At 61.1% G+C, this 22,429-nt stretch carries 26 protein-coding genes and 1 pseudogene; 5 read left to right on the top strand and 22 right to left on the bottom strand.

Features of this window, described 5'->3' with window-relative positions:
- Positions 1-25: 25 nt before the first annotated feature.
- The 3 genes from ABD791_RS01155 to ABD791_RS01145 form a co-directional block, all read right to left on the bottom strand.
- A complete protein-coding gene (locus tag ABD791_RS01155) occupies positions 26-1,156 on the bottom strand; it encodes a hypothetical protein (RefSeq protein ID WP_345061455.1) in 1,131 nt (376 codons plus the stop codon).
- 108 nt (positions 1,157-1,264) lie between these two features.
- Positions 1,265-1,846, bottom strand: a complete 582-nt coding sequence (locus ABD791_RS01150) for a DinB family protein (RefSeq protein WP_345061453.1) — start codon at positions 1,844-1,846, stop codon at positions 1,265-1,267.
- A gap of 142 nt (positions 1,847-1,988) precedes the next feature.
- Positions 1,989-2,336, bottom strand: coding sequence for a hypothetical protein (locus ABD791_RS01145; RefSeq protein WP_345061451.1), 348 nt, complete (start codon positions 2,334-2,336; stop codon positions 1,989-1,991).
- Positions 2,337-2,492: 156 nt separating this feature from the next.
- Here ABD791_RS01145 and ABD791_RS01140 point away from each other — a divergent pair, with 156 nt between their 5' ends.
- Positions 2,493-2,666, top strand: a complete 174-nt coding sequence (locus tag ABD791_RS01140) for a CsbD family protein (protein ID WP_345061449.1) — start codon at positions 2,493-2,495, stop codon at positions 2,664-2,666.
- A gap of 83 nt (positions 2,667-2,749) precedes the next feature.
- Here the strand turns inward: ABD791_RS01140 and ABD791_RS01135 are convergent, their stop codons facing one another.
- The 7 genes and pseudogenes from ABD791_RS01135 to ABD791_RS01105 form a co-directional block, all read right to left on the bottom strand.
- Entirely contained in the window at positions 2,750-2,962 is a 213-nt protein-coding gene (locus ABD791_RS01135) for a hypothetical protein (protein ID WP_345061447.1), read from the bottom strand.
- Positions 2,963-3,250: 288 nt separating this feature from the next.
- Positions 3,251-4,195 (bottom strand): annotated as a pseudogene (locus ABD791_RS01130) (manganese catalase family protein); the annotation flags it as partial.
- Positions 4,196-4,271: 76 nt separating this feature from the next.
- Positions 4,272-4,850, bottom strand: a complete 579-nt coding sequence (locus tag ABD791_RS01125; RefSeq protein WP_345061445.1) for a DUF3618 domain-containing protein — start codon at positions 4,848-4,850, stop codon at positions 4,272-4,274.
- Positions 4,847-5,263 carry a phage holin family protein gene (locus ABD791_RS01120; protein WP_345061443.1) on the bottom strand — a complete coding sequence of 139 codons (417 nt, stop codon included), beginning with the start codon at positions 5,261-5,263 and terminating at the stop codon, positions 4,847-4,849. The genes ABD791_RS01125 and ABD791_RS01120 overlap by 4 nt, the downstream gene beginning before the upstream one ends.
- Positions 5,263-6,090, bottom strand: coding sequence for a hypothetical protein (locus tag ABD791_RS01115; RefSeq protein WP_345061441.1), 828 nt, complete (start codon positions 6,088-6,090; stop codon positions 5,263-5,265). Before ABD791_RS01115 ends, ABD791_RS01120 begins: the two co-directional genes overlap by 1 nt.
- Before the next feature lie 231 nt (positions 6,091-6,321).
- The gene (locus ABD791_RS01110) at positions 6,322-6,612 is read right to left on the bottom strand and encodes a hypothetical protein (RefSeq protein ID WP_345061439.1); all 291 of its coding nucleotides are present in this window, start codon (positions 6,610-6,612) and stop codon (positions 6,322-6,324) included.
- Positions 6,613-6,795: 183 nt separating this feature from the next.
- Positions 6,796-8,016, bottom strand: coding sequence for a YihY/virulence factor BrkB family protein (locus tag ABD791_RS01105; RefSeq protein ID WP_345061438.1), 1,221 nt, complete (start codon positions 8,014-8,016; stop codon positions 6,796-6,798).
- A 514-nt stretch (positions 8,017-8,530) separates the two neighbouring features.
- Here ABD791_RS01105 and ABD791_RS01100 point away from each other — a divergent pair.
- Complete coding sequence (locus ABD791_RS01100; protein ID WP_345061436.1) at positions 8,531-9,031, top strand: DUF1269 domain-containing protein; 501 nt, start codon at positions 8,531-8,533, stop codon at positions 9,029-9,031.
- A gap of 99 nt (positions 9,032-9,130) precedes the next feature.
- Here ABD791_RS01100 and ABD791_RS01095 read toward each other — a convergent pair whose 3' ends face one another.
- The 5 genes from ABD791_RS01095 to ABD791_RS01075 form a co-directional block, all read right to left on the bottom strand.
- Positions 9,131-9,610: a Dps family protein gene (locus ABD791_RS01095; RefSeq protein WP_345061434.1), complete on the bottom strand. Its 480-nt coding sequence runs from the start codon at positions 9,608-9,610 to the stop codon at positions 9,131-9,133.
- A gap of 292 nt (positions 9,611-9,902) precedes the next feature.
- Complete coding sequence (locus ABD791_RS01090; protein ID WP_345061432.1) at positions 9,903-10,067, bottom strand: hypothetical protein; 165 nt, start codon at positions 10,065-10,067, stop codon at positions 9,903-9,905.
- A 135-nt stretch (positions 10,068-10,202) separates the two neighbouring features.
- Positions 10,203-10,436 carry a CDGSH iron-sulfur domain-containing protein gene (locus tag ABD791_RS01085; RefSeq protein WP_345061430.1) on the bottom strand — a complete coding sequence of 78 codons (234 nt, stop codon included), beginning with the start codon at positions 10,434-10,436 and terminating at the stop codon, positions 10,203-10,205.
- A 33-nt stretch (positions 10,437-10,469) separates the two neighbouring features.
- The gene (locus ABD791_RS01080; protein ID WP_345061428.1) at positions 10,470-11,459 is read right to left on the bottom strand and encodes a glycosyltransferase family 2 protein; all 990 of its coding nucleotides are present in this window, start codon (positions 11,457-11,459) and stop codon (positions 10,470-10,472) included.
- Positions 11,460-11,462: 3 nt separating this feature from the next.
- Positions 11,463-12,491 (bottom strand): iron-containing redox enzyme family protein, encoded by a 1,029-nt coding sequence (locus ABD791_RS01075; protein WP_345061426.1) that lies wholly within the window; start codon positions 12,489-12,491, stop codon positions 11,463-11,465.
- Positions 12,492-12,695: 204 nt separating this feature from the next.
- Here ABD791_RS01075 and ABD791_RS01070 point away from each other — a divergent pair, with 204 nt between their 5' ends.
- The gene (locus tag ABD791_RS01070) at positions 12,696-13,676 is read left to right on the top strand and encodes a diacylglycerol/lipid kinase family protein (RefSeq protein ID WP_345061424.1); all 981 of its coding nucleotides are present in this window, start codon (positions 12,696-12,698) and stop codon (positions 13,674-13,676) included.
- Positions 13,677-13,746: 70 nt separating this feature from the next.
- Here ABD791_RS01070 and ABD791_RS01065 read toward each other — a convergent pair whose 3' ends face one another.
- A complete protein-coding gene (locus ABD791_RS01065) occupies positions 13,747-14,943 on the bottom strand; it encodes a RimK family alpha-L-glutamate ligase (RefSeq protein WP_345061422.1) in 1,197 nt (398 codons plus the stop codon).
- A 24-nt stretch (positions 14,944-14,967) separates the two neighbouring features.
- On the opposite strand from ABD791_RS01065, the gene ABD791_RS01060 reads away from it, so the two are divergent.
- On the top strand, positions 14,968-15,489 hold the full coding sequence (locus ABD791_RS01060; protein WP_345061420.1) for an ATP-dependent zinc protease family protein: 522 nt from the start codon (positions 14,968-14,970) through the stop codon (positions 15,487-15,489).
- A gap of 142 nt (positions 15,490-15,631) precedes the next feature.
- Here ABD791_RS01060 and ABD791_RS01055 read toward each other — a convergent pair whose 3' ends face one another.
- From ABD791_RS01055 to ABD791_RS01040, 4 genes are all read right to left on the bottom strand, one after another.
- Complete coding sequence (locus ABD791_RS01055; RefSeq protein ID WP_345061418.1) at positions 15,632-16,168, bottom strand: dihydrofolate reductase family protein; 537 nt, start codon at positions 16,166-16,168, stop codon at positions 15,632-15,634.
- Positions 16,169-16,274: 106 nt separating this feature from the next.
- Positions 16,275-16,691 carry a nitroreductase/quinone reductase family protein gene (locus ABD791_RS01050; RefSeq protein ID WP_345061416.1) on the bottom strand — a complete coding sequence of 139 codons (417 nt, stop codon included), beginning with the start codon at positions 16,689-16,691 and terminating at the stop codon, positions 16,275-16,277.
- A 284-nt stretch (positions 16,692-16,975) separates the two neighbouring features.
- Positions 16,976-18,466, bottom strand: a complete 1,491-nt coding sequence (locus ABD791_RS01045; protein WP_345061414.1) for a serine hydrolase domain-containing protein — start codon at positions 18,464-18,466, stop codon at positions 16,976-16,978.
- Between the two features lie 49 nt (positions 18,467-18,515).
- Positions 18,516-19,940: an APC family permease gene (locus ABD791_RS01040; RefSeq protein ID WP_345061412.1), complete on the bottom strand. Its 1,425-nt coding sequence runs from the start codon at positions 19,938-19,940 to the stop codon at positions 18,516-18,518.
- Between the two features lie 198 nt (positions 19,941-20,138).
- Here ABD791_RS01040 and ABD791_RS01035 point away from each other — a divergent pair, with 198 nt between their 5' ends.
- Positions 20,139-20,801 (top strand): TetR/AcrR family transcriptional regulator, encoded by a 663-nt coding sequence (locus ABD791_RS01035; RefSeq protein ID WP_345061410.1) that lies wholly within the window; start codon positions 20,139-20,141, stop codon positions 20,799-20,801.
- Positions 20,802-20,934: 133 nt separating this feature from the next.
- Here ABD791_RS01035 and ABD791_RS01030 read toward each other — a convergent pair whose 3' ends face one another.
- Together ABD791_RS01030 and ABD791_RS01025 are read right to left on the bottom strand one after the other, a co-directional pair.
- A complete protein-coding gene (locus tag ABD791_RS01030; RefSeq protein ID WP_345061408.1) occupies positions 20,935-21,711 on the bottom strand; it encodes a PspA/IM30 family protein in 777 nt (258 codons plus the stop codon).
- Positions 21,708-22,328, bottom strand: a complete 621-nt coding sequence (locus tag ABD791_RS01025; RefSeq protein ID WP_345061406.1) for a hypothetical protein — start codon at positions 22,326-22,328, stop codon at positions 21,708-21,710. The genes ABD791_RS01030 and ABD791_RS01025 overlap by 4 nt, the downstream gene beginning before the upstream one ends.
- Positions 22,329-22,429 lie beyond the last annotated feature (101 nt).

The raw sequence follows: 22,429 nt of genomic DNA, 5'->3' as shown, positions 1-22,429 counted from the left end.
CGCACCCGATGCCTCTCCGCTCTTGTTATTTCGCTTCGCCTTCGAGGCCCTCACTCGGCTCCATTTTCTCGATCTTCTGACGAATCGTTGTCTGTCGGCGCTCATATTCGCGGCTACTGAAGGTAGCCCTGCGCACGGATTCCTTGTTTTCCAGACTCGAACCCAAAGCGCCAGCCATCGTGCCCAGTGAAGCGGAGAGCCAGGAGAGATTGACGTAGTCTGCGAACCCAACTTCATGCCCGAGCTGTTGGGCCATGAATCCGCTGTTGATGATCATGAGTGAACCAGCAAGAATAACGACAAAGAGGCCGACGTACATGCTGGCCACCGCGACCACAAGCGTGGTTGCCGTCGCAACGTTGTAGGTTATTTGCCGTTCTCGCTTGAGTCCCCCTCGCGGGCGCTCCCAGAGGCTGTTCGACACCATAAGCCATGTGCTCAATATTGCAATCGACAAGATGCTGATGCCGAATAGTCTCCAGGGACTGGCGAAATCGGCCATGCTCCAAATGCTCGTATAGAAAATGCCGAAAGCCCCGGCAGCGATGGCCGCAGCCATCGCTGATGAAAGTTGGGGAAGCAATCGCCATGGCCTGTTGCTGCGCACCATCCCGGCTTGCAAGAGAAGGCGTCCGAGAAAGCCCTTGACCGTTTCGAACGTGTCCTGGTCATGAGGAGTATCTGAGTCTGTCTCGCGGTAGAGCGCACGTCTCGTCAGAGAATCTTTGCCTCGTCGCTGATCCTTCGTCGCCTCTGCGCCGTGAAGTGCCGCCAAGACCTCCAAAAGAGCACGCTTCAACCGCCGGCTGCGCACCACTCCCAACGATGGCAGCACGATCATTCCAGTCTTGAACGCGACGTTTGCGCTGGAAATCAACGGCTCGTTTTCGACGTATTTGGGAAGATCCGTGAGATACACGACATAGTCCCAGTTCCACTGATCGCGCAAGAGTGCCGAATCCTTGTTCAATTCGACGACTCCGGCGTCGTTGAGCGGCAATGAAAATTCGACGACTTGCACGCGCCACTCAACCTCAGAATCAACTGACTCAGCGAGAGACGCGGGAAGTGTCTTCTGGAACCTCTCGGCCAGTTTAATCGGCAAGCCTGGATCGGCTATGAAGCCAACGACGATGGTCTCTCGTGAATCGTTCATTCACTGACACTACTTCGGCGTCGGCGGGGAAAGATGGGTGAGCGCCCATACATCCTTCTCGAAACGCCCCGCCCCATCGTGGGTGGCAGTGGAATCGCTCGCGGAGGTTCAGGGCACCCAGTATCCGACCTTCGCGAGCAGCCGGGTCTGGCTGTCGGCGTCCTCTGGCACCCGGATCTCGGGCGGAAACACGCCCATTGCCCGAAAACCGTCGACCTGCGGTCCGATGATCTCCCAGAGTCCGTCGACGAGTGGACCCGGCAGAGAGTAGTCAAGTCCGAGGAAGCGCGCGATCGACCAGGCCTGGAACGCCCGATAGATACTGATGTGCTCGAGGTACTCGCCAAGGGAGAAATCCCCGTAGCTGAGGTGCACGATCTTGTCGAAATCGAGGTCCCGAGTGACAGCGTGGGTCGCTGTATCATTGATTCTGTCGTAACTTGCAATCGGGTAGTCGCCGAGCAAGTCTCCCTCATACCGGCCGCCAACCTCCTCCGCGGTGCGACCTGCAAGCACGTCTGGAACCCATGCCTCATCGAATGCGTGAGAGGCGAGGATGTCGCGAAGAGTCGGGTCAGGCTTTCGCGACCACTCGGCGGGGGCAGCAAGCGACAGTTGCTCGTGATCGATCATGTCGATCACATCACGAAGCGCAGCATCGGACATGAGAAAGAGGTCTTGTCGGTTCATGAGGGAACGGTAGCAGCGGCCGCCGACGTGGGGAAGCTCCGGAGAAGCGGTTCCTCAGCAGTCTTCGCCTGCAGCAAAACGCCGCATTGTTGTCAACAGTTCGTTTCGGCCACCCCGATGCGAGAGATTCGCCTGTTCAGGTTCAACTCTGGTTCTGTTCGCCGCCGGGGTTGCGCGTCGTGTCGGCAATGCCGTTTGATTCGTTCGAGTCAACGATCGCGGTCGGCTCGTCAGCGGTCGCGCTGTGCTCCGCTTCATGCTCAGGTTCGGTCGTTGCGGTGTGGTCCATCGCTTCTGACATTTTCGTGTGTGCAACAGACGCGGCATCCTGAGCCAACTGTCCGACTTGTGAGACGGTCTTCTGCACGGCGGGGTCTTCCCACGTCTGTTTCGCACGCGTCATGATGCGTTCGTACGCTTGCCGGCCCGCCTTTGAGCCGAGCATAAACCCGGTCGCAACGCCAGCCACAAACAGGATCTTTCCTTTCATCACGGCTCCTCGTTCCTGCTGTTTACTGCCCAATCAAGCTCTTTTTACTGCCCAATCAAGCTCGAAATTTGCTTTGAGCATATGCCCCCCAAGCGGGGGAAGGAAGAGTTACGATAGCGACGACAGTCTCTTCCAAGCAACAGAGGGAGCAAGAAAATGAGTGGTACTGACAAGATCAAGAATGCTGCTGAAAAGGCGGCAGGCAAGGGCAAGGAAGCCGTTGGCGATGTGACCGGCAACGACAAGCTCAAGGCCGAAGGCAAGGTCGACCAGGCCCAGGCGGATCTGAAGCAGGCCGGCGAGAAGGTCAAGGACACTCTCAAGGACTAGCAACGGCGAAGGCTCCGTCGGCTGTGGCCGGCGGAGCCTTCACTCGTTCGCGAACCCGGACTTCCGACGAAGGCTTGAAGCGTCTACTCGGACATGCCGTCGGCACCAACGTGCCCTATCGCCTCCTGCAGTGCAGTTGACACTTCATTAGATGAGTAGCTGAGCCCTGTCTCGGCGCTTCGTTGGCGAACGACCGCCTCGATGTCGGTGAGAGGATGCTGCCCTCCGAGGTCGGAGAGCGTCTGGGCGATGATCCCGTTCAGCTTCGCTCGTTCGGAGACGTCGTTTTGTTCCATTACCGGTTCGTCTTGCGTGTGAGCGTCACCTTCACCGGGAACCTGACTTGCCTCATTCACGTTCGTGCTCCATCCATGTCGTTGGTTCACCGGTACTGGTCAGTGGTTTTTCTTTGAACGGTTTGGCCTGCGTTTGGCCGCGCAAAGCCACCCGGCACATGGTGGAGCTCATTTCTTACTTGATTTCGCGGCGGCTTTCGAGTGAGACGAGCCTTTCTGGTGGGCTTTCGTCGAGGGGTTCGGAGTATTCGACACGGGCGGCTCCGAAGCTTGGGCCGCCGTGCTCTTCAGCGCCCCGAACGTCATGTCGACCTCTGCCATTTCCATGGCCGCGGTCGCCTGGATCAACTCAAGCAACGCAGGGTCGAGACCCGGAGCGAATTCTTCCAAGCGCTCGGGGGCGATCTGCGAGGGTACGCCCTCCGGGGCCTGCTCACTGGCGTCCAGGGTGGTGCCATCGTTGGAGGGAGCGAGACCCTGAAAGATCTTGCCGGCCTCCGATTGATTGGCAAGGTCGAATGTGTACTGTTTGCTCTGCAGCCCGAGATCGAGCAGGCGCGCAACCTCGGGAAATTTCTCCGCATTGGTCTTCGGGATGGGTAGTGCTTTGTTCCAATCCACGCCGAGGGTCTCTAGCGCTTTCGCGTACGCGTTTTCGTGTGCCTGGTCGCGCACAATCAAGTAGGCGACGGTTGAGCGTGCGGTGGCGTTGTCAGTCATCTCATAGATGCGACACTTCTGCAGGCGTCCAGTCGACTCCAACATGAGGTTGTAAAGCAGATCCAGCACGAGATTGCCCGAGTTGTAGACGTAGCTACCGCTCCATGGGTTGCCAGCCGCGTCCACCGGTAGCGCCCCTTGGGCGCCCACCAGATAATGGTGGATGTTGCCCTGCGACAGCGCTATCTCCAGTGGGATTGCTCCCCCGGCGCCCGGGGTGTCCAGCGGGTCGCTCTGCTTACCCTGGTAACGCGGTGACCCATCCAATAGCCGAGAGATAGTTGTGCCGATGAGTTCCACATGGCTGATCTCCTCGGTGCCGATGCCCTGGATCAAGTCCCGATAGGGCTTCGCGCTGGCCCCTCGAAAGTTCATGCTCTGAAAGAGGTATTGCATCATCGTGCGCATCTCGCCGAATTGACCACCGAGCCCCTCTTGAAGGGCGTTCGCGGCAGCTGGATCTGGTTCGTCCGGAACAATCTCATTGATCAATCGCTGCACGTGATAGAACATGTTTCCTCCTCGGATGACTGAATTTCAGAGCTGGACGAGCGAGATTCGAGCGAAGCGGGTTATATTGCGTGGTTAGTTACGACCGGGTACCCCCGTCTTGGACGGACTGCGCAGCGTCCACTGTTTCGTCTTTCAAGTCACTGACAGCGGATGTCGCCTCAGACTTCACAGCCTCAGCAGCGTCGGTGGTCGTCTCTTTGACGGCCGCAACCGCCTCCTCGGCAGGCTCACGCAAATCGTCGGCCATGTCCATCGCTGCATGCTGCACTTCTTGCAGGAGGGGCTGGGCGGCGTCAGTGAGCGACTCTGCGATCTCCTTCTCCTTCGTGCTGGCCGGGATGAGTGACGCGGCGAGCCACCCCACCCCGAAGGCGATCAGACCCACGGCCAGAGGATTTCCTTTCGCCTTCTCGACCGCCTTGTGCGGGGCGTCGGCGAGGGCACCGACCACATCGGATCCCGCTTCACGAGCATCCGCCGCTGTCCCCATCACGCGTTCCGTCACGGAGCCGAGGGCGTTCTTCACTTTCTCGGTCTGACGATGGGCAATCTTCGAAGGGGTCACCTTGTCGGCCAATGCGTCCACATCACTGCCGAGTTCGGACCGCGTGCGCTCGATGTCGGCGCGGATCTGGTCCGGGTCGCTGTTCGTCATCGGTTTTCCTCATTTCTTCTGAGTGTTTCGGGAATTTCTTTGAGGGTGTCGACCGTCTGAGGGGCACCCTTCACAGTCTTCATCTTGCGTTGGGCCGACAAATAGAGGATGAGGGCCACGACGGCCCACACCACCGCGATCACGACTGCTGACCAGGCGTTCCCGATGAGGTAGCCCAGGCCCCACCAAGCAGCGATCGACAGGAACAGCACCGCCATCATGCCGCCGTATGCCGCGGCACCATACATTCCGGCGGCCTTGCCGGTGCGAGTGGCAGATTCACGCAGCTCCGCCTTAGCCAGTTCGAGCTCCTGCCGCATCAATGTGGAGACATCACGCGTCACCTCGCCGAGCAAGTCACCCAGAGAGTTCTTCGCGGCTTGTTCTTCTGAAGGGGTGGGGGCATCAGTCATCACCGTTCGCCACCTTCGGGCGGGACTCCGGCCCGCTGACCGTGCGCGAGAGACGCTCCGTCGTAGATCGGTGTGGCCGAGCCCGCCTGGATATCTGGGTCGATGTTGACCGATGAGGACGCGGGCCCGGTAGTGCCCACTGAGCCTCCCGTGGTCGAGCCGGAAGTGACGCCGGTCGGTGGCACGGTACCCGTGGAGGGCATCTCACCCGCGGTGCTCGCATGCGCGTCGGCGGACCCACTGGCAACTGAGCGGGTGAGCCGACCTGCCAGCACGCCCGCAGCAGCGGCGATCGCGATAAAGGTACCCGGCTTCTCCCGTGCAAACTTGCGCACTTCTTCCAGGAGGGACCCTGGGTCACGATCACCGAGCCACGATGCAACGCTTCCGGTTTTCTCCGCAGCCTGCCGCACAAGGTCGGCAGCCATGCCGCCCTCATCCGAGTTGTCGGCCATGCGCTGGAGCTCATCGCTGATCGAATGCAGGCCAGCCGTGACGCGTTCCTGTTGGGCGGTTGCCTGCTCGTTGAGCTCCTCCTTGGCTTCGGACAAGAGGTCGCTGACCTGCACCTTCACCTCGGAGGCGACCTTCGCGGCCTCATCTTTGGCAACTCCGGCAACTTTCTGTCCCGATTCGGCAGCCTGCTCACTCAGATGCGCTGCCTCGTCCTTGGCGATAGAAGCAGCGTCGCCGGTGCCAGGGCCGGGGCTAGAGATCTCGACCGTCGTTGGTTCCTCGCCTGGGGCCGGCGGCAGCGCCTCGTCTCGATGTAGGTCTGTCAGCGCGTCTTCGTCCCTGGGCGGAACCGGCGGGTAAGGATTCGACATGTCATTTCCCTTTCTCTGAATCCGGTTGCCACGCCAAGCGGCATGGCTCGCGGTCGATGTACACATGGGTATTTCTGGACGAGTGAGGGTCGATTGAGATGAGGACATCATGTGTCCCGGATGGCAAGCACTCGAACCGAGTCGACTGCCACTTTGGATCTGCAAGCCCACTTGCCCGCTACCGTAGGACCGTCTGGACTTGTCCGCTACGGGACCACCGCCTGGAGTTTGCTAGACGAAACTGCCGGCGGCATCGCTGAACGAGGCGGTCACTGAGCATTCGAGGCTTCTGCCGACTCGGGTGGCTTCATAGCCGCTGCGGGTCTTCTCGATCACTCCGAGCACGCAGGATGCATCATGCTCGGGCAGCCGCTTATCGCGAACTCGCCACACCCCATCGCCGACCAGCTGCACCTCGAGATCACCCATGGTGCGCGGCCCGCTTTCCCCGTGGACGCGTTCGATCTCGTGGCCGGTGTCGCTCCAGCGAATGGCCGGGTCCTGAGAAACGTTGTGCATCATTCGTCATCCCCTCCCACCAGTTGAAAACGTCGATTCTTGACACCCATTGTGGGGGCACCGATTTTTTCTTGTCAAGAGCTGGATTGAACAAAATACGAACGTGAGAATAGCTGGAGGCACTCCGAACCCGAATGCGCTCGGCTGCCTCGTCCTGTCACCCATACGGGCCCAGGATCAGGCCTTTCACCGGGGCTCGCTGCCAGCATTTGAAGGCGGCGCAGCCTGTTCTTCTCGTATGGCGCGGCCACTTTCGACATCCCTTTTCTCCGTCTCGAGTGCCTTCTCGCTCCGTTTGGTGTCGCGTGGTGGAAGCTGAATGGTTTGCTCTGCCTCGATCCCGCCCTGGAGTTGCCGGCCTCGTTCCATCTCGGCATTGAACTCGGCTCCGAAAAGTAGCGAGAGGTTCGCCAGCCAGAGCCACAGGAGCAGCACGATTGCTCCGCCGATGCTGCCGTAGGTGTTGTTGTAGTGGCCGAAGTTCGACACGTAGAAGAAGAAAGCCAACGACGTCACGGCAAGCACGACGAGGGCGATCACGGAGCCCACGCTGATCCACCGAAATTTGGGCTGCTTGACGTTCGGGGTGCCGTAGTAGAGCACGGCGATCATGACAATTGCGAAGAGGATGAGAATTGGCCATTTGGCAATATTCCACACCAGCACAGCAGCATCACCCAGCCCGAAAGCATCGCCGATTGCCTGCGTGACGGGTCCTGATATGACGAGCAGGAGGGCCACGACGACTGCCAGCACGAGCATCACAACCGTGATCAGAAACATCACCGGGCGGAGCTTCCAGAGTGGGCGGCCCTCGTCGACTTCGTAGATGCGGTTCATGGACTGGGCGAACGCGCTTACATAGCCCGACGTGGACCAGATCGCCCCGATCAGGCCGACAGCAAAGGCAAAACCGGCGCCGGGTGCACTGGCCAATTGTTCGATGGGCTGCTGGATGATCTTGACCGTCGAGTCATCCGCTACGCTCGCCGCGATCTTCAGGACGGCGTCGGTGGCTTGCTTGGCCTGACCAAAAATACCGAGAAGTGACACGAGCGCCAACAATGCGGGAAAGAGCGCCAGAACGCCGTAGTACGTGAGGGCGGCAGCGAGCGTTGTGCATCCGTCCCGGGAAAATTCGTGCAGAGTGCGCTTGAAAATGTATCTCCAGGCCGGCTTCGTCACCTCCGAGATCGCGTCAGGTTTGCGATTGTCCTCAGCGTCGGGAGCGTGTTGCTCCTTTGCCACGCTGTCGAGGCGGCTCTTTCCCTGACCCTTCTGATCAATATCTGACATGGTCCGCTCCCTTCGCACCAACGTGCCGAGAATTCCGGCCAACATACGCCCGCATCTCCCTCTGAGCCAGTTCGGTGACCGGCGCAGCGGAAGATGATTGGCCTGGGCCACCCACGCCCAGGCAGCTGGAACCTATTCCAATGCGATGGTCTCAAGGTTTGCGAAATTTTCAAGACCATTTCGAGGTTCCGAGGCAGCACCAATGAATTCAAACGGGTGATGGAAACAAATCTGTATCCTTCCCGTCACTGGAGGGAAGGGTCTCTGAGGCAGAGGCCCAACGGCACCGGCGGGGCCCCTTTTTCGTGGGGTATTGACGTGAAGCAACACGGGGCGATCGGCACGCCCAGCGACTCCCCCGCCGTGGCCCGGGCGAGTCAATCCAGTCTCGAATATCTACCCTCGTCAGGACTGGTTCGCGCGCGTAGCGTGGAGTGATCGAGACGTTCACGGTAACTGGCCGGGGAGGCACCCATGCAGCAACACACCGACAATCAACGCGGGGCGGTCGACGACACGACGACTCAACGTCCACGTAATGACAGCCGTTCTGAGACCGGCGCAGCGCTCCAGGTCCCCGGCGATGCCCGAGCGATGTCCATCGATTTTATACTGCGGTGAATCGATGTCCACGCTCATCATCGTCGATTTCTCTGACCAGGACCAGGCTCAGGCGGCATACGAACGAATCCACGAATTGAACGGCGCCGCGCTGCTCACTCTTGTTGGTGCCGCCGTACTCACCGTGGATGACGCAGACCAAGTAGTCATGACTAAGGCCTCCTACGGCAAGTTAGACCGAGTACGCGCAGTGCAAAGTGCAGCCTTCGGGCTCATCCTTGGTTCGCTCGCTCTCGCACCCGTGCTGGGCTTCGCCGCCGGCGGCATCATCGGCGATGTCTTCAAAGCGCACGAAAAGAACGACGACCTGGTGGACTCGAAATTTCGTCGCAGGGCCACCGAGGCGGTCAAGCACGGCCATTGGGCGCTGGCCCTATACGCGATCGAAATCGCAGAAGGTGAATTCGCCCGCCAGCTTGAACCATTCGGAGGAAGCATGCTCGTCTCCGCTCTCAGCCCAGACGATGACCTCGCCCTCGCCCAGGTGCTCGGCGCCGAAGAATAGTCCATCCACTTCGACGCCGGTTGAGCGCGAACTGAGGTCCACCCCGGGTGGGGTGGACCTCCGCCTCAAACGCCGATGAGGGTGCGTGCTGAAATGCCGCTATTTGTGAGTGGACTTCGAAGAAGCCCGGTGAGGTTTGCGGTTTTCGGCGCTCACCATCCACGCATACTGTTCCAATTTGTGGATGAACGTGTGCAGGATGTCCGCCGTCGTCGGGTCTTCTTCATCGACCTCATCGTGCACTTTTCTAATGTTGGCGACGGTTGCGTCGAGGCGCTCGGTGATGAGGTCCACGGTGCTGGTCGTGTCGACCTCACCAGACGGAAACTTCGGGAGATGAGTCGTCTTGGTAACGGTCTCGCTGCGACCGTCCGGCACTGCATCAAGCGCGCGCATCCGCTCAGCGAGGTCGTCGGAGAATTCGCGCACATCGGCGATGATTTCGTCGAGTTGCAGGTGCAGATCTCTGAAGTTCGTGCCCACGATGTTCCAGTGGGCTTGCTTACCTTGAAGGTGCAGCTCGATCAGATCGACCAGAACTGACTGCAGATTCTTGCTGAGCGTTGCTGAGGCTTTCATTGTGCGGATCCTCCTCATCGTGAGGGAACAACCACGGCCACTCGGCCCGACCGTTCCCGTTGTTGGTCAGATCACCGTAGACCAATTCTCGCCAGGACGCGACATGGTCGGCTACGAGTTGAGCCGGTCAATCGACTCGTTGTTCGGGCGTTAGCACAGAACCCTCGAGCAGACGCGGCGGATCGGGCACGACTGCATTCACAGACGCGCCAGAAGTCGGCCGCTTAATTGCGGCGACCGAGTAGGGGTCCAGCCGTGAGGCGCGGTCCCCGAGGATGCGTCCGACGACGGGCTAAACGTTCTTCTTGCCGGTCATAGCCCGGTAGATGAAGAGGATGACAGCGATGATCGCAAGCACGATTCCTACCCAGAGCAGGAACTGCAGGGATTGCACGAAGCCGCCTGTGATGAGGAGCACAACAGCGACGATGACGATGATGATGAGTAAGAGGTTCATGGCGAAGACCTTTCATCTCTGCTGCAAGGACAACTCGCAATTGTGAGCGTACCTCAAATGCGGCGCGTGAGAAAGAACAGGCGAACCGACCGCAACTCTCGTGAGTCGGCACCGAGTCATAGTCGGGCGCGTCCTCTACCCCTCGCCGGGCTGCCGCGCGGCCTGATCCTCGATTTGTGCGGAAGGTTCTGTGCGGAACCCGGTCACCTTGTGGGTGCCGTCGCAAAATGGCTTGATCATCGATACGCCGCACCGGCAGAGTGCGACAGTTTGCCGGCGCCGAGGCACCGGCTCCCCCTCCGGCGTGAGAATCTCGAAATCTCCGCGCACGATAAGCGGTCCGTCGGCGCAGGGCACAATCTGCACCACGGACGCATCGTGTTGGTTTCCCGCTGCCATTTGCTACCCCTGCCGTTTCATGGTTCGGTCGGCCTGTCGCCGCCGAATAGACGACATCGACGAGCCTGCACGCTTGACGCGGCCGCCAGCGTAGCGAACGCCGCCTGTCGCTCTCATGCCCAGCGCGATCCAGATGCAGACCGCGCGTTCGACAACCCAAACGGGTGCCCAGAGAAGGGAGGTCGCGGGAAACACTGACCGGCCGTTCTCGCGTCTTCGGCCCGTCTCCGCCAGAATGCAGGCGGCCGCGACTATGCCGACGGTGGTTTTCCAGCGGCGAAGCGCCCAGACCAACAGCGGGAGCATCATCAGTTCGGTTCCGAGGCGTGCCGGTTGGGCGAAATCGTCATACGCCTGGCGCACCCGCTGACTCATGAAGTGACGCCATGTTGGGGGAACCCGCGCAACGAACAGGTCGTTGGCGCGCCTCTCCCTGCCCCCCGAGGCTCGAACGGTACAGATCAGTTCACGGTTCTCGAACAACACGTCCCCGTCGTAACCACCGGTGGCCAGGAGCGCGGATCTGCGCACGCCCAGCGTGCCCGGGTAATCGACAGCGATGGCCCGATTGATCAAGGTTCGCGCGGTGTCCCAGCGTGCATGCCAGGGCAGCAGGCAGAAGTAATTCTGGGGACGTACAACGTCGGCGGCACCAAGCAGACCGACAAGCCGCCGCAAGGACGCTTCGTCGTAGCGAACGTCGTCGTCGGCGATCACAAGCAGTTCGTGGCGGGCATGCCGGACGCCCGTCATTACCCCGGCAACCTTCCCGTTGCGTCCGGGCCAGGGTTCCACTCCGAGGTGCCGGGCAAACGGAGCCCAATCGCGTGCGTGAGCGTCGAAGAGCGGCTGCGGCGACCCATCGACGACCGTAATGTCGAGGTAAGTCGAGAGCCAAGACAGGTAGGTCGTGAGCTGCTCCCGGGCGGCGTCCTGCTCCCACCGAATGGGAAGTACATACTCTGCGTCTAACCGGGTGACGTCTGCGCGCACGACCTAACCGGCATCCGGTATGGGCACGCGTAGGGATGATTCACCAGCGGTCCAAGCCGTCAAGATACCCTCGGCGACCCATCCGTCAACGGTCAGACAAGCTGCCGCGCCGAAGAACACATCAGGGAGTAGTTCTGGCTCTGACTCGACCAGTCCACCGGCGAGGTCATGGCCGGCGATTTGTTCATGCACCGCATCCGCTTCGACGTGTTCGTCGAAGTACCAGGTGACGTCGTCGTCGTAGCCATGCCGACGAAACCCGTTGCCGTACAAGCGGTTGGGAATAGAGGAGGTCATTTCGAATGCGGCGAGGTGGCCCGCAATAGCGCCGCGCAACCTCCGGTGCAACCCAAACAACGACATCATGTTCGTCGACGCCAGGGTCAGCCCGGGAACGTGATCGAGATAGGCGCCGTAGACGCTGTCCAGCCCAAGTCCTCGCATCGTCCCAGCGAAGATCGTCGAGTGCATCCGTTCCGGTCGGCCCCCGCCGTATTCGTCGGCTTCGATCTCGACCAGGGCGGCCTTCGCGCGGCCGCGCAGGCGCGGTATTGCCCAGCTGTGAGGGTCTGCTTCCTTCAGCTGGTAAATGGATCGATGTATCAAGAACTCGTGCAAGTGAAGAACGGTGGCCGATTTCGCGACATATCGCGAGAGACTCGGACCAGAATCGTCGGCGGTCAAAGCGAACAATGCCGCGGCGACGGCGTCCGAGGTCTGTGCGGGAAGCTCGGGGATGGGTACCCGCGCGCGCAGGGCAGCTTCAAAGGGATCTTCAATTGTGGCACGAATGGCGAGCAACTCGGGGTCCCATTCCCAGGCGTCGCTGACCGTCTCGATGCCCAGATAGTGCAACTCGTAGAGGCAAAAGAGAGTGAGCTGGAGATCCTCGTCGCGAAGGATATCGACGGTGCCATCGATGCCAACTCGTACCGCGTCGCGCAGCAGACCAATGTCTCCCTGGCCGGGGTGCATGCTGAGGGCTTGGATTAACGCAGCGCTCGCCGGTCCGCGTGGCCGTGGGATCTTCACTGGTCCCCCCTAATTCCAATGACAAGTAGGTTTTGAGTCATGCTACGCCCGATGGCGCGGGTGTGCCGCAGCCACCCATCTCTACCGCTGAGCATGCGCCGCTGCTCATCAGCGCAATATTCAGCGTGGTCCGACGTGGAGGTTCGTCGAGCTGATTCCTCAAGCAAACGCGCTGACAAGGACTGCCTGATCTACACTGTCCCGATGAGTGATGCCACGCCTCGAACCGCCGCAGTCATTTACAATCCCGTGAAGGTCGACATCGACGTGCTCCGGGACGCTGTGAACGCCGAAGCTGTTGCCGCAGGGTGGGCAGAGAGCGTCTGGTTTGAAACGTCCGTCGATGACGTTGGCCAGGGCGTTACCGCTGAAGCGCTCGCGCTCAGCGTCGACTTAGTTATCGTCGCTGGCGGCGACGGCACCGTTCGCGCGGTGGTCGAGGCCGTACGCGGGCATGATGTGCCCGTCGCACTTTTGCCCTCGGGTACGGGCAACCTGCTCGCCCGCAACCTGAAAATGACCCTCAATGACATGCACGAAAGCGTGCGCGTCGCATTCACCGGAATGGATCGCGCCATTGATGTGGGCATGATTCGTATCGAGCGAGACGACAAGTCCCGCGATGACCATGCATTCGTGGTGATGGCGGGTTTGGGGCTGGACGCGAAAATGATCACCAATACCGACGAAGACTTGAAGGACAAGGCAGGGTGGGCGGCGTATGTGAAAGCGATCGTCAAGTCGTTGCGCGACCCGGACGAACTCCATATGCGATTCCAAATCAACAATGGTGCGCCCAAGCGGGCGACGGTACACACACTTATTCTCGGTAACTGCGGCTCACTGCCCGCCAACATTTTGCTGATGCCCGAGGCTGTTCTGGATGACGGATTGTTCGATGTGATGATGATCCGGCCAGGCGGCGCACTGGGATGGATACGGGTGTGGGTGAAAGTGGCCTGGACCAATGGAATTGTTCGGCGGACAAAGGCGGGCAGAGCTCTCGCGGGTGACCAGAAAAACGACGGCGACCTGCGCTATGAAACAGGCTCGGAATTCACCGCGCGCTTCTCGCGGCCGGAGGAGATCGAACTCGACGGAGACGGATTCGGCAAAGCGGTCGCATTCAGGGCGTGGATCGAGCACGGAAAACTCCGGGTTCGAACTCCTGCCACCACCGAGTAATCACGTGTAGACACTCCGGAGGTAGAGCAGATCCGCGGCTGACACCAGCGGCGCGCCCTCCCCCGGTGCGCTACCCCTCGGCGGCGGGGATGGGCTCCTGCGGGAGCTTCCGCACCTTGGTGCGCCGCCGACGGCGTTCGGGCACCATCGAGCGCATCTCGTCGAGCTTGCCGAAGCAGAGCAGCCTGTCACTGGCCTCCAGCACGAGATCACCCTTGGGGTTGGGCATGACAGTGGCCCCGCGGTGCAGCGTCAACACGGTGATGTCACGTTCACCCAGCCCGGAGTCGGCCAACCGTTTTCCGACGAAATCGGCGTTGCTGTAGACGATGATCTCGGCGACGCCGTATCCCGTCGAGACGCTCAGGCGCTGGCGCACGTCGATCTCGGGAAAGCCGACCTGGTCGGAGATGTAGTCGATGATCGCACCGGCCACATCCAGGTTCGTCGCCCGCTCGATACCCTCGAGACCCGGCGACGAGTTGACCTCCATGATCAAGGGGCCGTCGTTGCCCTCGAGCATGTCGACACCGGCGACGCGCAGGCCCATGATCTGCGCGGCCCGCACGGCGGCCCTGTGATACTCCGGGGTCAGCTCGACCGGCTCCACCGTGCCGCCACGGTGCACGTTCGAGCGGAACTCATCGCCGCTTGCCACCCGGCGCATCGCCGCCACCACGCGGTCCCCCACGACGAGGGCACGAATGTCGCGACCGCGGCTCTCTGAGATGAAACTCTGGATCAGCACGTTCTGCTTCGTCGAGTGCAGTGTCTCGATGATCGCCTCGGCAACCTTCACCTCCGGCGCGAGGATCACGCCGATGCCCTGGGTGCCCTCGAGCAGCTTGATCACCACGGGGGCGCCGCCCACTCGTTCGATGGCCAGGCGCACATCGGCGCGGCTGTGCACGAACGCCGTCGCGGGCATGGCGATGTCGTGCCGGGACAGAATCTGGCTGGCCCGCAGCTTGTCGCGCGCGTTGGTGATGCCGTTCGCGGTGTTCGGTGTGTAGACATCCATCTGCTCGAACTGGCGAACGACTGCGGTGCCGAAGTAGGTGATCGAGTTGCCGATGCGAGGCAGGATGGCGTCGTAGTCCGACAACAGCCGGCCGCGGTACTGCAGGTCAGGCTCGGGGCCCGACAGGTCGATCGCGAAGCGCAGCGTGTTCAGCACCTTCACCTGGTGACCGCGCTGCAATCCTGCCGCTTTGAGCCTCTGGGTCGAATACGCCTGTGGGGCACGCGAGAGGATAGCCAATTTCATCGGTGAACCTGCCAAAATAAACGAGTGAGCGAACCGATCTATTCAACCACCATTGCGGGCTGGCGAGAGTGGGTCGGCCTACCCGGCATCGACGTGCCCTGGATCAAAGCGAAGCTCGACACCGGCGCACGCAGTTCGGCCCTGCACGCCTTCGACGTCGAGGAATTCGTGCGCCCAAACGACGCGGACAACGCAGACGAAACGGATGGCGCAGCCATCGACTGGGTGCGCTTTCGGGTGCACCCCTGGCAGCTATCCGAGAACGACGTTGCCGTTGTCGAATGCCCGGTGCATGATCGGCGCGTGGTACGCAGTTCCTCGGGGCACAGCGAGGAACGCATCGTCGTGCTGCTCGATATCGCACTCTTCGGACGCACGATCACGGCCGAGACGACGCTGAGCAACCGCGACCAGATGGGCTTCCGGATGCTCATCGGCCGCCAGGCGCTGAGCCAGGGATTCCTGGTGGATGCCGGCGCGTCATTTCTCGGCGGGCGAGCACCGAGACAGGTGCGCCGCGACAATCGCGGGGCTCGCGTCCGGTGACGTGGTCCGGGCGTGAACGTCCGGCGACCAAGGTTGAACGGTACACACGCATCTCTGGCAGCCGTGACCGTCTCGCGCGGTGCGACACAGATTGCGACATCGATACGGGCAGTCCCGGCATCATGGGTGGCTCGAATCCGCGCTAGCGGACAACAAGATAGTCGACGAGCAGATAACCAGTCGGCGACATTTCGCTTCGGATCGATTCGAGCTGAATTGACGACAAGCCATCGAAGAGGCGTCGTCCGCGGCCGGCGATCTTCGGCGCTATCACGAGCCTGAGTTCGTCGACAATGTCGGCGGCGAGCAGCGACTGCGCGACCGAAATACTTGCATGCACGCCGACATCGCTGCCGCTCTGTTGCTTGAGTTCTCGAACGAAATCGATGAGCTCGCCGCCGATCACCGTCGCATCGGCCCAGTCTCGGTCAAGGGGCGTTGATGTCGCGACGTACTTCGTGACCCCGTTAATGAATGTCGCGAATGGCTCAATCTGACTGTTCGGCCAGAACTCTGCCCACTCGGCATAGCTCCGGCGGCCGAGAATGACCGCGTCCTGTGTCGCGATCACTGCGGCAAGGTTGGCGTCCATAGCGTCGTCCCAATCCGCGAAGAAACTATCTGGGTCCTCGGCAACCCCGTCGAGCGATACCAACTCGTACACAACGATTTTGCGCATGCCCGACACCTCCGACTCGCCTCGATGATACTCACTGAACTGCTATTCGCCGAGGTCGATTCCCGGGTGCGATCCGAGGTCACTCGAAACGCGATGAGCACGGTGGCTATGCGCGGTTGAGCGCCAAAACGGGGATTGTGCGAATGCCGGCGGTCTTCGCCGCATACTCTGCAAATCCCGGGTAGCGGCGCGCCTGCTCGGCATAGACCCGATCACGTTCCTCGCCCGTCAGATCGCGCACTGTGACGGGGTAGCTCTCGACGCCGATCTCAACTTTTCCCTGGCCGGCAGAAACCAAATTCAAATACCAGTCTGGGTTCGTGGGTGCGCCCGCCTTCGAGGCAAAGACATAAATGGTGTCCGATTGCTCGTCGGCCAGGTACATCATCGGTGTGACGAACTCGCGATCGCTCTTGCGTCCGCGGTGATGCACCAGCACGATCGGGGCCCCGGCGAAGTGGCCGCCGACCTTCCCGTCGTTCGCACGGAATTCCTCAATAATCGGCGTGTTCCAATTGGGCATACACCTCACAACCCAGTGAGCACCGCATATATTCCAAACGCCGCGCTTCGCGTGGCTGGCTCGCTCGCTGATGTCGGAGCTGCTGGACGACCCCGAAGGGCATCGCCGAATCGGTGAGGCCCCTCGGGGGTTTGATCGACGAAGATCTTGCCGAAGCGATTCTCACACCGCTCCGAAGTGAGTGCGTAAACCTTTTGCCACCTCGAGCTCGCTCGGCCGCATGGCTGGCCGGAGGCTCGTAGATGCAACGGAGCAGGACATTGCAGGCGAGAGCACGTGCTGAGTTATTCCTGAGTTGCCGGGCCCGACGGCTGGGCACGAACCCAGTAGCTGTGAATGAGCGGAGGCGTTGTTGGAGTGAGACGAACCTCAAGGCGCACACGGCCGCGCTCGGCAGGGAGCACCCACACCAGTCGCGCTGCAGTGGGAGCTCGCACAAGAAGGGCATCGCCTTTACTGAGTGCCCCCACTTCGGCGAGCACCGTTCTTATGGCAGCCAGGCGCTCACTTGCAGGCTCATCTTGAAGAATGTTTGGCGAGAACATCGGATTCACGTGAGAATCGTCTTTCCCGGTGAGTACCGCTTCGAGCGCCGCACGAGCATCTGCAAGCGCTTCCCAAGCTGGCTCCTCCGGCGCGGATGCATCGAGGTCGGCCATCAGCGTTGTCAATGCTTCTTCGGCCGGTGTCGAGACGGGAGCATACGTGCAGTTTCCAAAGGCAACGACGCCCCATCCTGTTCTGCTGTGCCAGCGCATATGCGAACCAAAGCCCGGATAGCCGCCGGAATGTTGCACGAAGGTTCCAAGCCGCGGATGCTCGTCGATAAAGAGGCCGTATCCGTAACCATGGGCGATCGTGTGTGCGCCCGTCGCTGTCGAGCTATCGACATCCGGAGCTGGGTCTGCCCCTGCACTCGCAGGGATAAAGCGATGGAACTGTTGCATCTCTCTGCGAGACGCCCTACTCAGTACGGAATTATCGCGGTCGTCTTCGGGGAGAAACGCTCTTCCCAGCCAGTGCATCCAACGCGCGATGTCGGAGGTGCTCGAGAGCACTCCCCCAATGGCAGAAAATGCGCCAGGAGAACAAAACGGCACTACAACCGACCCGCTTGGGCCCTTCCGGTGTCCGTGCGCAAGACGGGGGCTTGGAACACGCTCAAAATCATAGGTGGTGGACTGAAGCCCCAGGGGCTCGATAATTCGAATACGCAGGTAGTCGGCGAGGGGATGACCGCTCAGTTCCTCGATGACACGGCCAAGAAGCGCGAAGCCGAGGTTGGAATACTCGAAGCGCACACCAGGTACATCAATGAAGTGAACTCCCGCGGCGAGAATTGCATCGAACTCGGCCCGCGTCAGTGATTCTTGGCGATCAGCCCAGGGGTCATCCGTTGGCAGGCCGGCGCTCATCGTGAGGCAATGCCGGATCGTGAGTTCCGGCGCATCCCAGGGAAGTCCGGGTGCCGCACGCAGCGCCGGAACAAAATCCGTGACGAGCATGTCAAGACTCAGCTTGCCCTCGTCGCGCAGGATGAGAATTGCGGCCGCGGTGAAACTCTTTGACATCGATGCAATACGAAAAACTGTATCCGCATCGACCGTTCGACATTGCCCTCCTTCCGCCGTTCCCAGTCCGCCTCCGTGAACGAGGCGGCCGCCATGAACAATCCCGTAGGCGAGGCCGGGACCGGCTTTTCCCTCCGCAAAGAATCGCGCGAAGATGTCGTCGATCCGAGCACGGAGTTCATCCTCAAGGCGCAGGCGTGTCATGTAGATGCTTTCATATCAAAGAAGTATCACCGAGTCCGGCACTGGGGTCCTATGGCTGAAGAGTTCGCTCACGCGGAGCACGCTCGTCTTCGTCCTCACCATCCGGCGGGTCGAGCAAAATCATGTGAGTTGCCCTCCTCGGCCGAAGGTAGAAGACGTAGTACAGAACAGAAAGCACGACGAGTCCTCCAGCGACGGCAAGGTCTGCGGGATTCTGTTGGGTCAACACCGCGACGGCCATCACGATTGCCACAACTGGAGCGGCTGGCCACAGCGGCATTCGATACGGTCGCTTGAGTTCCGGGTTTCGGATGCGACTGACTATCGCCGACAACGCAACAAGGATGAATTCAACGGCGAGAACCGCGCCAATCCAGGTGGTGAGGGTGGCGATATCTGTGAACAGGATCATTATCGCCCCACCGACGCCGATGATGATTGTCGCAACCCAAGGGGTCTCAAAGCGCGGGTGCACTGTGGAGACGAGCTTGCTGACGGGCTCCGGCCACGCCATGTCACGGCCTGAGCTGTACAGGATGCGCGCAAAGAACGGCATGAGAGCGATGACGGCATTGAGGACTGCAACGGCAATTCCGAGGCTGACGATGGTGTTGAACGTCTCGCCGCCGATGGAGGTGAGGAAGTACTGCCATGGACGATCTGCGTGTGAGAGTTCGGTCAAACTGGGCGAACCGAGAAGCGCAGCGGCGACGGGAAGAACCTCACATGCAACTGCGACACCGAGTGCGACGAAAACGGCGAGCGCAATGTTGCGTCCACCCCCCTTCGTCTCCTCTGAAAACACCAACGCCCCCTGAAAACCGTTGTAGGCGAAGCTTGCAACTGCAAGGCCCGCGATGATTGCGCCGAAAGTCAGCGGACTAGCCGATCCATCCGCCGCAAAAACCTCGGGGCTGAACAGAACGCTGATCGGGCGCTGGCTATTGACGAAACCAAGTACCGTGACGAGGACTACGGCGAGAAGCTCAACAATGAGCAGAGCACCCACCGCAACGGCACTCAGCCGCACCCCGAAGATCGCCACGACAGTGCCAAGCAGGATGATGATGGCGCCGAGAATATTGGCGTCGAGATTGATGATGACGCTGAGGTACTCGGCCATCCCAAGCGCAACAACGGCGGGAATCAGGATTGCTTGCACCGGCCCCGAGAGCACAAGCGAGACGAACCCAGGGCCGCGGCCCAGAATGCGGGCGATAAATGAGTAGTCGCCCCCGGCGATCGGATACGCAGCTCCGAGCTCGGCCCAACAGTATGCGAGAGCAAAACCGAGGACCGCCGCAATAACGAAGGTGAGGGCCGCTCCAGTTCCGTTGAGTCCAAAGAGCACTGGCGCGATGATGAATGCGCCGGTGGCTGGGGTGACAGCTGATACGACCAAGGAAAGATTTCCCCAGAGCGAGAGCGAGCGGCGAAGTTCCTGCCGATACTTTTGTGGTGCAGCGGTGGTCATGGTGTGTCCTTTCCTGGACATTCCGCATACAGCGATAGGCGGGTTCATAAGGGTCGATGCGGACGGTTTTTCAGGGCAAAGACGGCTCGGAGTAGAGAATGGCACCACACTCAGGGCTTTGTCAACGACGTTGACAACGTTGTTGACGGAATCGTAATAAGTACGCAATCTCCCCGAAAGCTCATGAGAAGATCAGTCATGGCTATAACAGGACGACCCGCGCGGCGCGGCGCGGCGCGGCTCGATCGGCAGCGCATTCTTGACGCGGCCAGAGCGCTCTGCGACGAAGAAGGGCTGCCCGCGCTCACGATGCGCCGCCTCGGTGCTGAACTTGGTGTCGATTCGACTGCGATGTACCGGCATTTTCGCGACAAGGAAGCGCTTCTCTCCACGCTCATCGACGAACTCTTCCTCGACATCGCGGAGCCACCAGCGAATGCACCATGGCGGGACAACCTGCGCGAGATCATGCGCAGCTGGTGGCGAATATACCGCGACCATGCGAGCCTCGCCCAAGCTATGGCTGGCCAGGCAGACGACGAGCCTCAACTCTTCCACCTGACCGACTGGTGCCTTCGGGAACTCCTGCGGGCTGGCATCACCCCCGCTGAAATCGGCCACGCCTATCAGGCCGTGTACAACCACACTGTGGGGCACGGGCTCGTCGCTGCATTCTCGCCATGGATCACCAATACAACGGACCGCGATGGCCAGAGGCGAACCTATGCAGCGCTAGACCCCGCCATTTTCCCGGCAGCACAGGCATCCGCATGGGTTCTATACCCCGACCCTGAAGAGGTATTCGCTGATTCGACAGAGCTCCTTCTCGACGCGCTCGAAGCGAGAGGAACCCGACTCTAGCGTCCTGCTTCTTGCTCGGCGCACCTTCTTGCTCGGCGCACCTTCTTGCTCGGCGCACCGAAGACAGCCTGAAGGTCGTTCTACGAGCGCGCACTCACGCTGTCTCGCAACTCCTGTCCACTGCCTGATGCAACTACGGCGTCGGCGCCTGTCCGATACCGAGCCAGCCGTCGGAGGAATCACTCGGTGCCCCCGTGGTACTGGCGCGGTCGGTGCCCGCAGCCCTCATCGCCTTCAGTTGGCGCTCGATGTCGGATCGTGACGCCAACTCGGCCAGTTGGCGCTCGATGTCGGCATCCGGCGCCGCCGTCAGGTCTTGGAGGGCACCGCTCGAGAGCAGCTCATCGGTGGCCTGCGCGCGGGCCTGCATCTGGGCGACGCGATCACGCGCCCGATCGAGGCTGGCGCCGATATCGTTCATGTTCGCGCCGATCCCCGCAACAGCCTCGTTCGCGCGAACCTGTGCTTCGGAGGCGCTGTAGGTGGCCTTCATCGTCTCTTTCTCGACGCGGAACGCGGCAATCTGCTCGGCCAGGCGATGTTCCCGCTCCTGCAGTTGGGACATCTGCTTCTGCAGGGAACTGTGCTGCGCCTGCAGCTTTCCGACCTGGCCTTCGAGCCCGGCGCGGCGTTCGAGGGCAGCGCGAGCAAGATCCTCGCGCCCCTGCTCCATCGCTTCGAGAGCCTGAGCGCCCAAGCGCCCGTAGCGCGCGCCCATCTCCTCGCCCTGCAGCTCGATGCGCTTCTTCGCCGTGGCGACCTCGGCGACGGCTTGGCGCACCTGGTGGAGCAGCTTCACCTGCTGCTCGTAGCTGTCGTCGAGGGCGTCGCGCGGGTCCTCCATGTGGTTGAGTGCCTTGGAGGTCTTCGTGCGAAAGATGGTGCGCATCCGTGCGCTGTTGTCGCTCATGACTGGACTCCTCTGGTCGGGAAGCGATCATTTGATGGGTACTGGGTGGTGATGTCGGCGCGTACGTTGCCGCCATTCAGGTGCGCCAACTCCACCAGTCCCGCGTGCAGGGCCGCCACCTCCAGGTCGACCTCGGCACGAAGGGAAGAGAGTGCCGCCCCGGTGGGGTCGCTGAGTCCGTCGGCGACGGATGCCCGCAGCTCTCGGATCATGTCGGAGATCTGGTCGACCGCCAAGCCCGCTGCAGCGAGCTCATCGGTCAGTGCGCCGGAATCCGTCTCGCTCTCCATCAGGTGCAACTGCGCCCGCAGGGCGGTCCCCTCCGCCTCAATGCGCCGGAACAGCCGGGGAAGGTCGCCGCGACGGCCGTTGCTGCGAACGGCGAGGTCGATCGCCGCCCTGCCGCTGTCGATCGCCTCCTCGAGTTGCATTTGCAGTGCGAAGACCTTGCGTCGTGGACCCCAACTCAGCTGCGCGCGACTCTTCAGCACCGCCCCGTTGACCGTGCGACTGCGGCGGATGCGGCGATACAGCGTCCGCACGATCAGGAAGAAGGCGATCCACGAGATGGCGGCGATGACCGCCAGTGAGATCAGCACCCCGAATAGGATGTCCATGATTGCCACCTCCTGCACCTCGTCGCGAGCTTCGAGTTCATGAGTTGCACCTCCGTGATGTCTCCGCCGCGGCCCCTGTGTCGCAAACGCGATATAACTCA

The organism is Glaciibacter kafniensis (assembly GCF_039538945.1).
Classification (GTDB): Bacteria; Actinomycetota; Actinomycetes; order Actinomycetales; family Microbacteriaceae; genus Cryobacterium; species Cryobacterium kafniensis.
The sequence above is the reverse complement of the archived record's forward strand: the minus strand, read 5'-3'. Positions and strand labels throughout refer to the sequence as shown.

Bases quoted from the DNA above. Each gene is read 5' to 3' on its own strand.
- ABD791_RS01155 (WP_345061455.1), bottom strand. From the start codon at position 1,156: ATGAACGATTCACGAGAGACCATCGTCGTTGGCTTCATAGCCGATCCA.
- ABD791_RS01150 (WP_345061453.1), bottom strand. From the start codon at position 1,846: ATGAACCGACAAGACCTCTTTCTCATGTCCGATGCTGCGCTTCGTGAT.
- ABD791_RS01145 (WP_345061451.1), bottom strand. From the start codon at position 2,336: ATGAAAGGAAAGATCCTGTTTGTGGCTGGCGTTGCGACCGGGTTTATG.
- ABD791_RS01140 (WP_345061449.1), top strand. From the start codon at position 2,493: ATGAGTGGTACTGACAAGATCAAGAATGCTGCTGAAAAGGCGGCAGGC.
- ABD791_RS01135 (WP_345061447.1), bottom strand. From the start codon at position 2,962: ATGGAACAAAACGACGTCTCCGAACGAGCGAAGCTGAACGGGATCATC.
- ABD791_RS01125 (WP_345061445.1), bottom strand. From the start codon at position 4,850: ATGACGAACAGCGACCCGGACCAGATCCGCGCCGACATCGAGCGCACG.
- ABD791_RS01120 (WP_345061443.1), bottom strand. From the start codon at position 5,263: ATGACTGATGCCCCCACCCCTTCAGAAGAACAAGCCGCGAAGAACTCT.
- ABD791_RS01115 (WP_345061441.1), bottom strand. From the start codon at position 6,090: ATGTCGAATCCTTACCCGCCGGTTCCGCCCAGGGACGAAGACGCGCTG.
- ABD791_RS01110 (WP_345061439.1), bottom strand. From the start codon at position 6,612: ATGATGCACAACGTTTCTCAGGACCCGGCCATTCGCTGGAGCGACACC.
- ABD791_RS01100 (WP_345061436.1), top strand. From the start codon at position 8,531: ATGTCCACGCTCATCATCGTCGATTTCTCTGACCAGGACCAGGCTCAG.
- ABD791_RS01095 (WP_345061434.1), bottom strand. From the start codon at position 9,610: ATGAAAGCCTCAGCAACGCTCAGCAAGAATCTGCAGTCAGTTCTGGTC.
- ABD791_RS01090 (WP_345061432.1), bottom strand. From the start codon at position 10,067: ATGAACCTCTTACTCATCATCATCGTCATCGTCGCTGTTGTGCTCCTC.
- ABD791_RS01070 (WP_345061424.1), top strand. From the start codon at position 12,696: ATGAGTGATGCCACGCCTCGAACCGCCGCAGTCATTTACAATCCCGTG.
- ABD791_RS01065 (WP_345061422.1), bottom strand. From the start codon at position 14,943: ATGAAATTGGCTATCCTCTCGCGTGCCCCACAGGCGTATTCGACCCAG.
- ABD791_RS01055 (WP_345061418.1), bottom strand. From the start codon at position 16,168: ATGCGCAAAATCGTTGTGTACGAGTTGGTATCGCTCGACGGGGTTGCC.
- ABD791_RS01050 (WP_345061416.1), bottom strand. From the start codon at position 16,691: ATGCCCAATTGGAACACGCCGATTATTGAGGAATTCCGTGCGAACGAC.
- ABD791_RS01045 (WP_345061414.1), bottom strand. From the start codon at position 18,466: ATGACACGCCTGCGCCTTGAGGATGAACTCCGTGCTCGGATCGACGAC.
- ABD791_RS01040 (WP_345061412.1), bottom strand. From the start codon at position 19,940: ATGACCACCGCTGCACCACAAAAGTATCGGCAGGAACTTCGCCGCTCG.
- ABD791_RS01035 (WP_345061410.1), top strand. From the start codon at position 20,139: ATGGCTATAACAGGACGACCCGCGCGGCGCGGCGCGGCGCGGCTCGAT.
- ABD791_RS01030 (WP_345061408.1), bottom strand. From the start codon at position 21,711: ATGAGCGACAACAGCGCACGGATGCGCACCATCTTTCGCACGAAGACC.
- ABD791_RS01025 (WP_345061406.1), bottom strand. From the start codon at position 22,328: ATGGACATCCTATTCGGGGTGCTGATCTCACTGGCGGTCATCGCCGCC.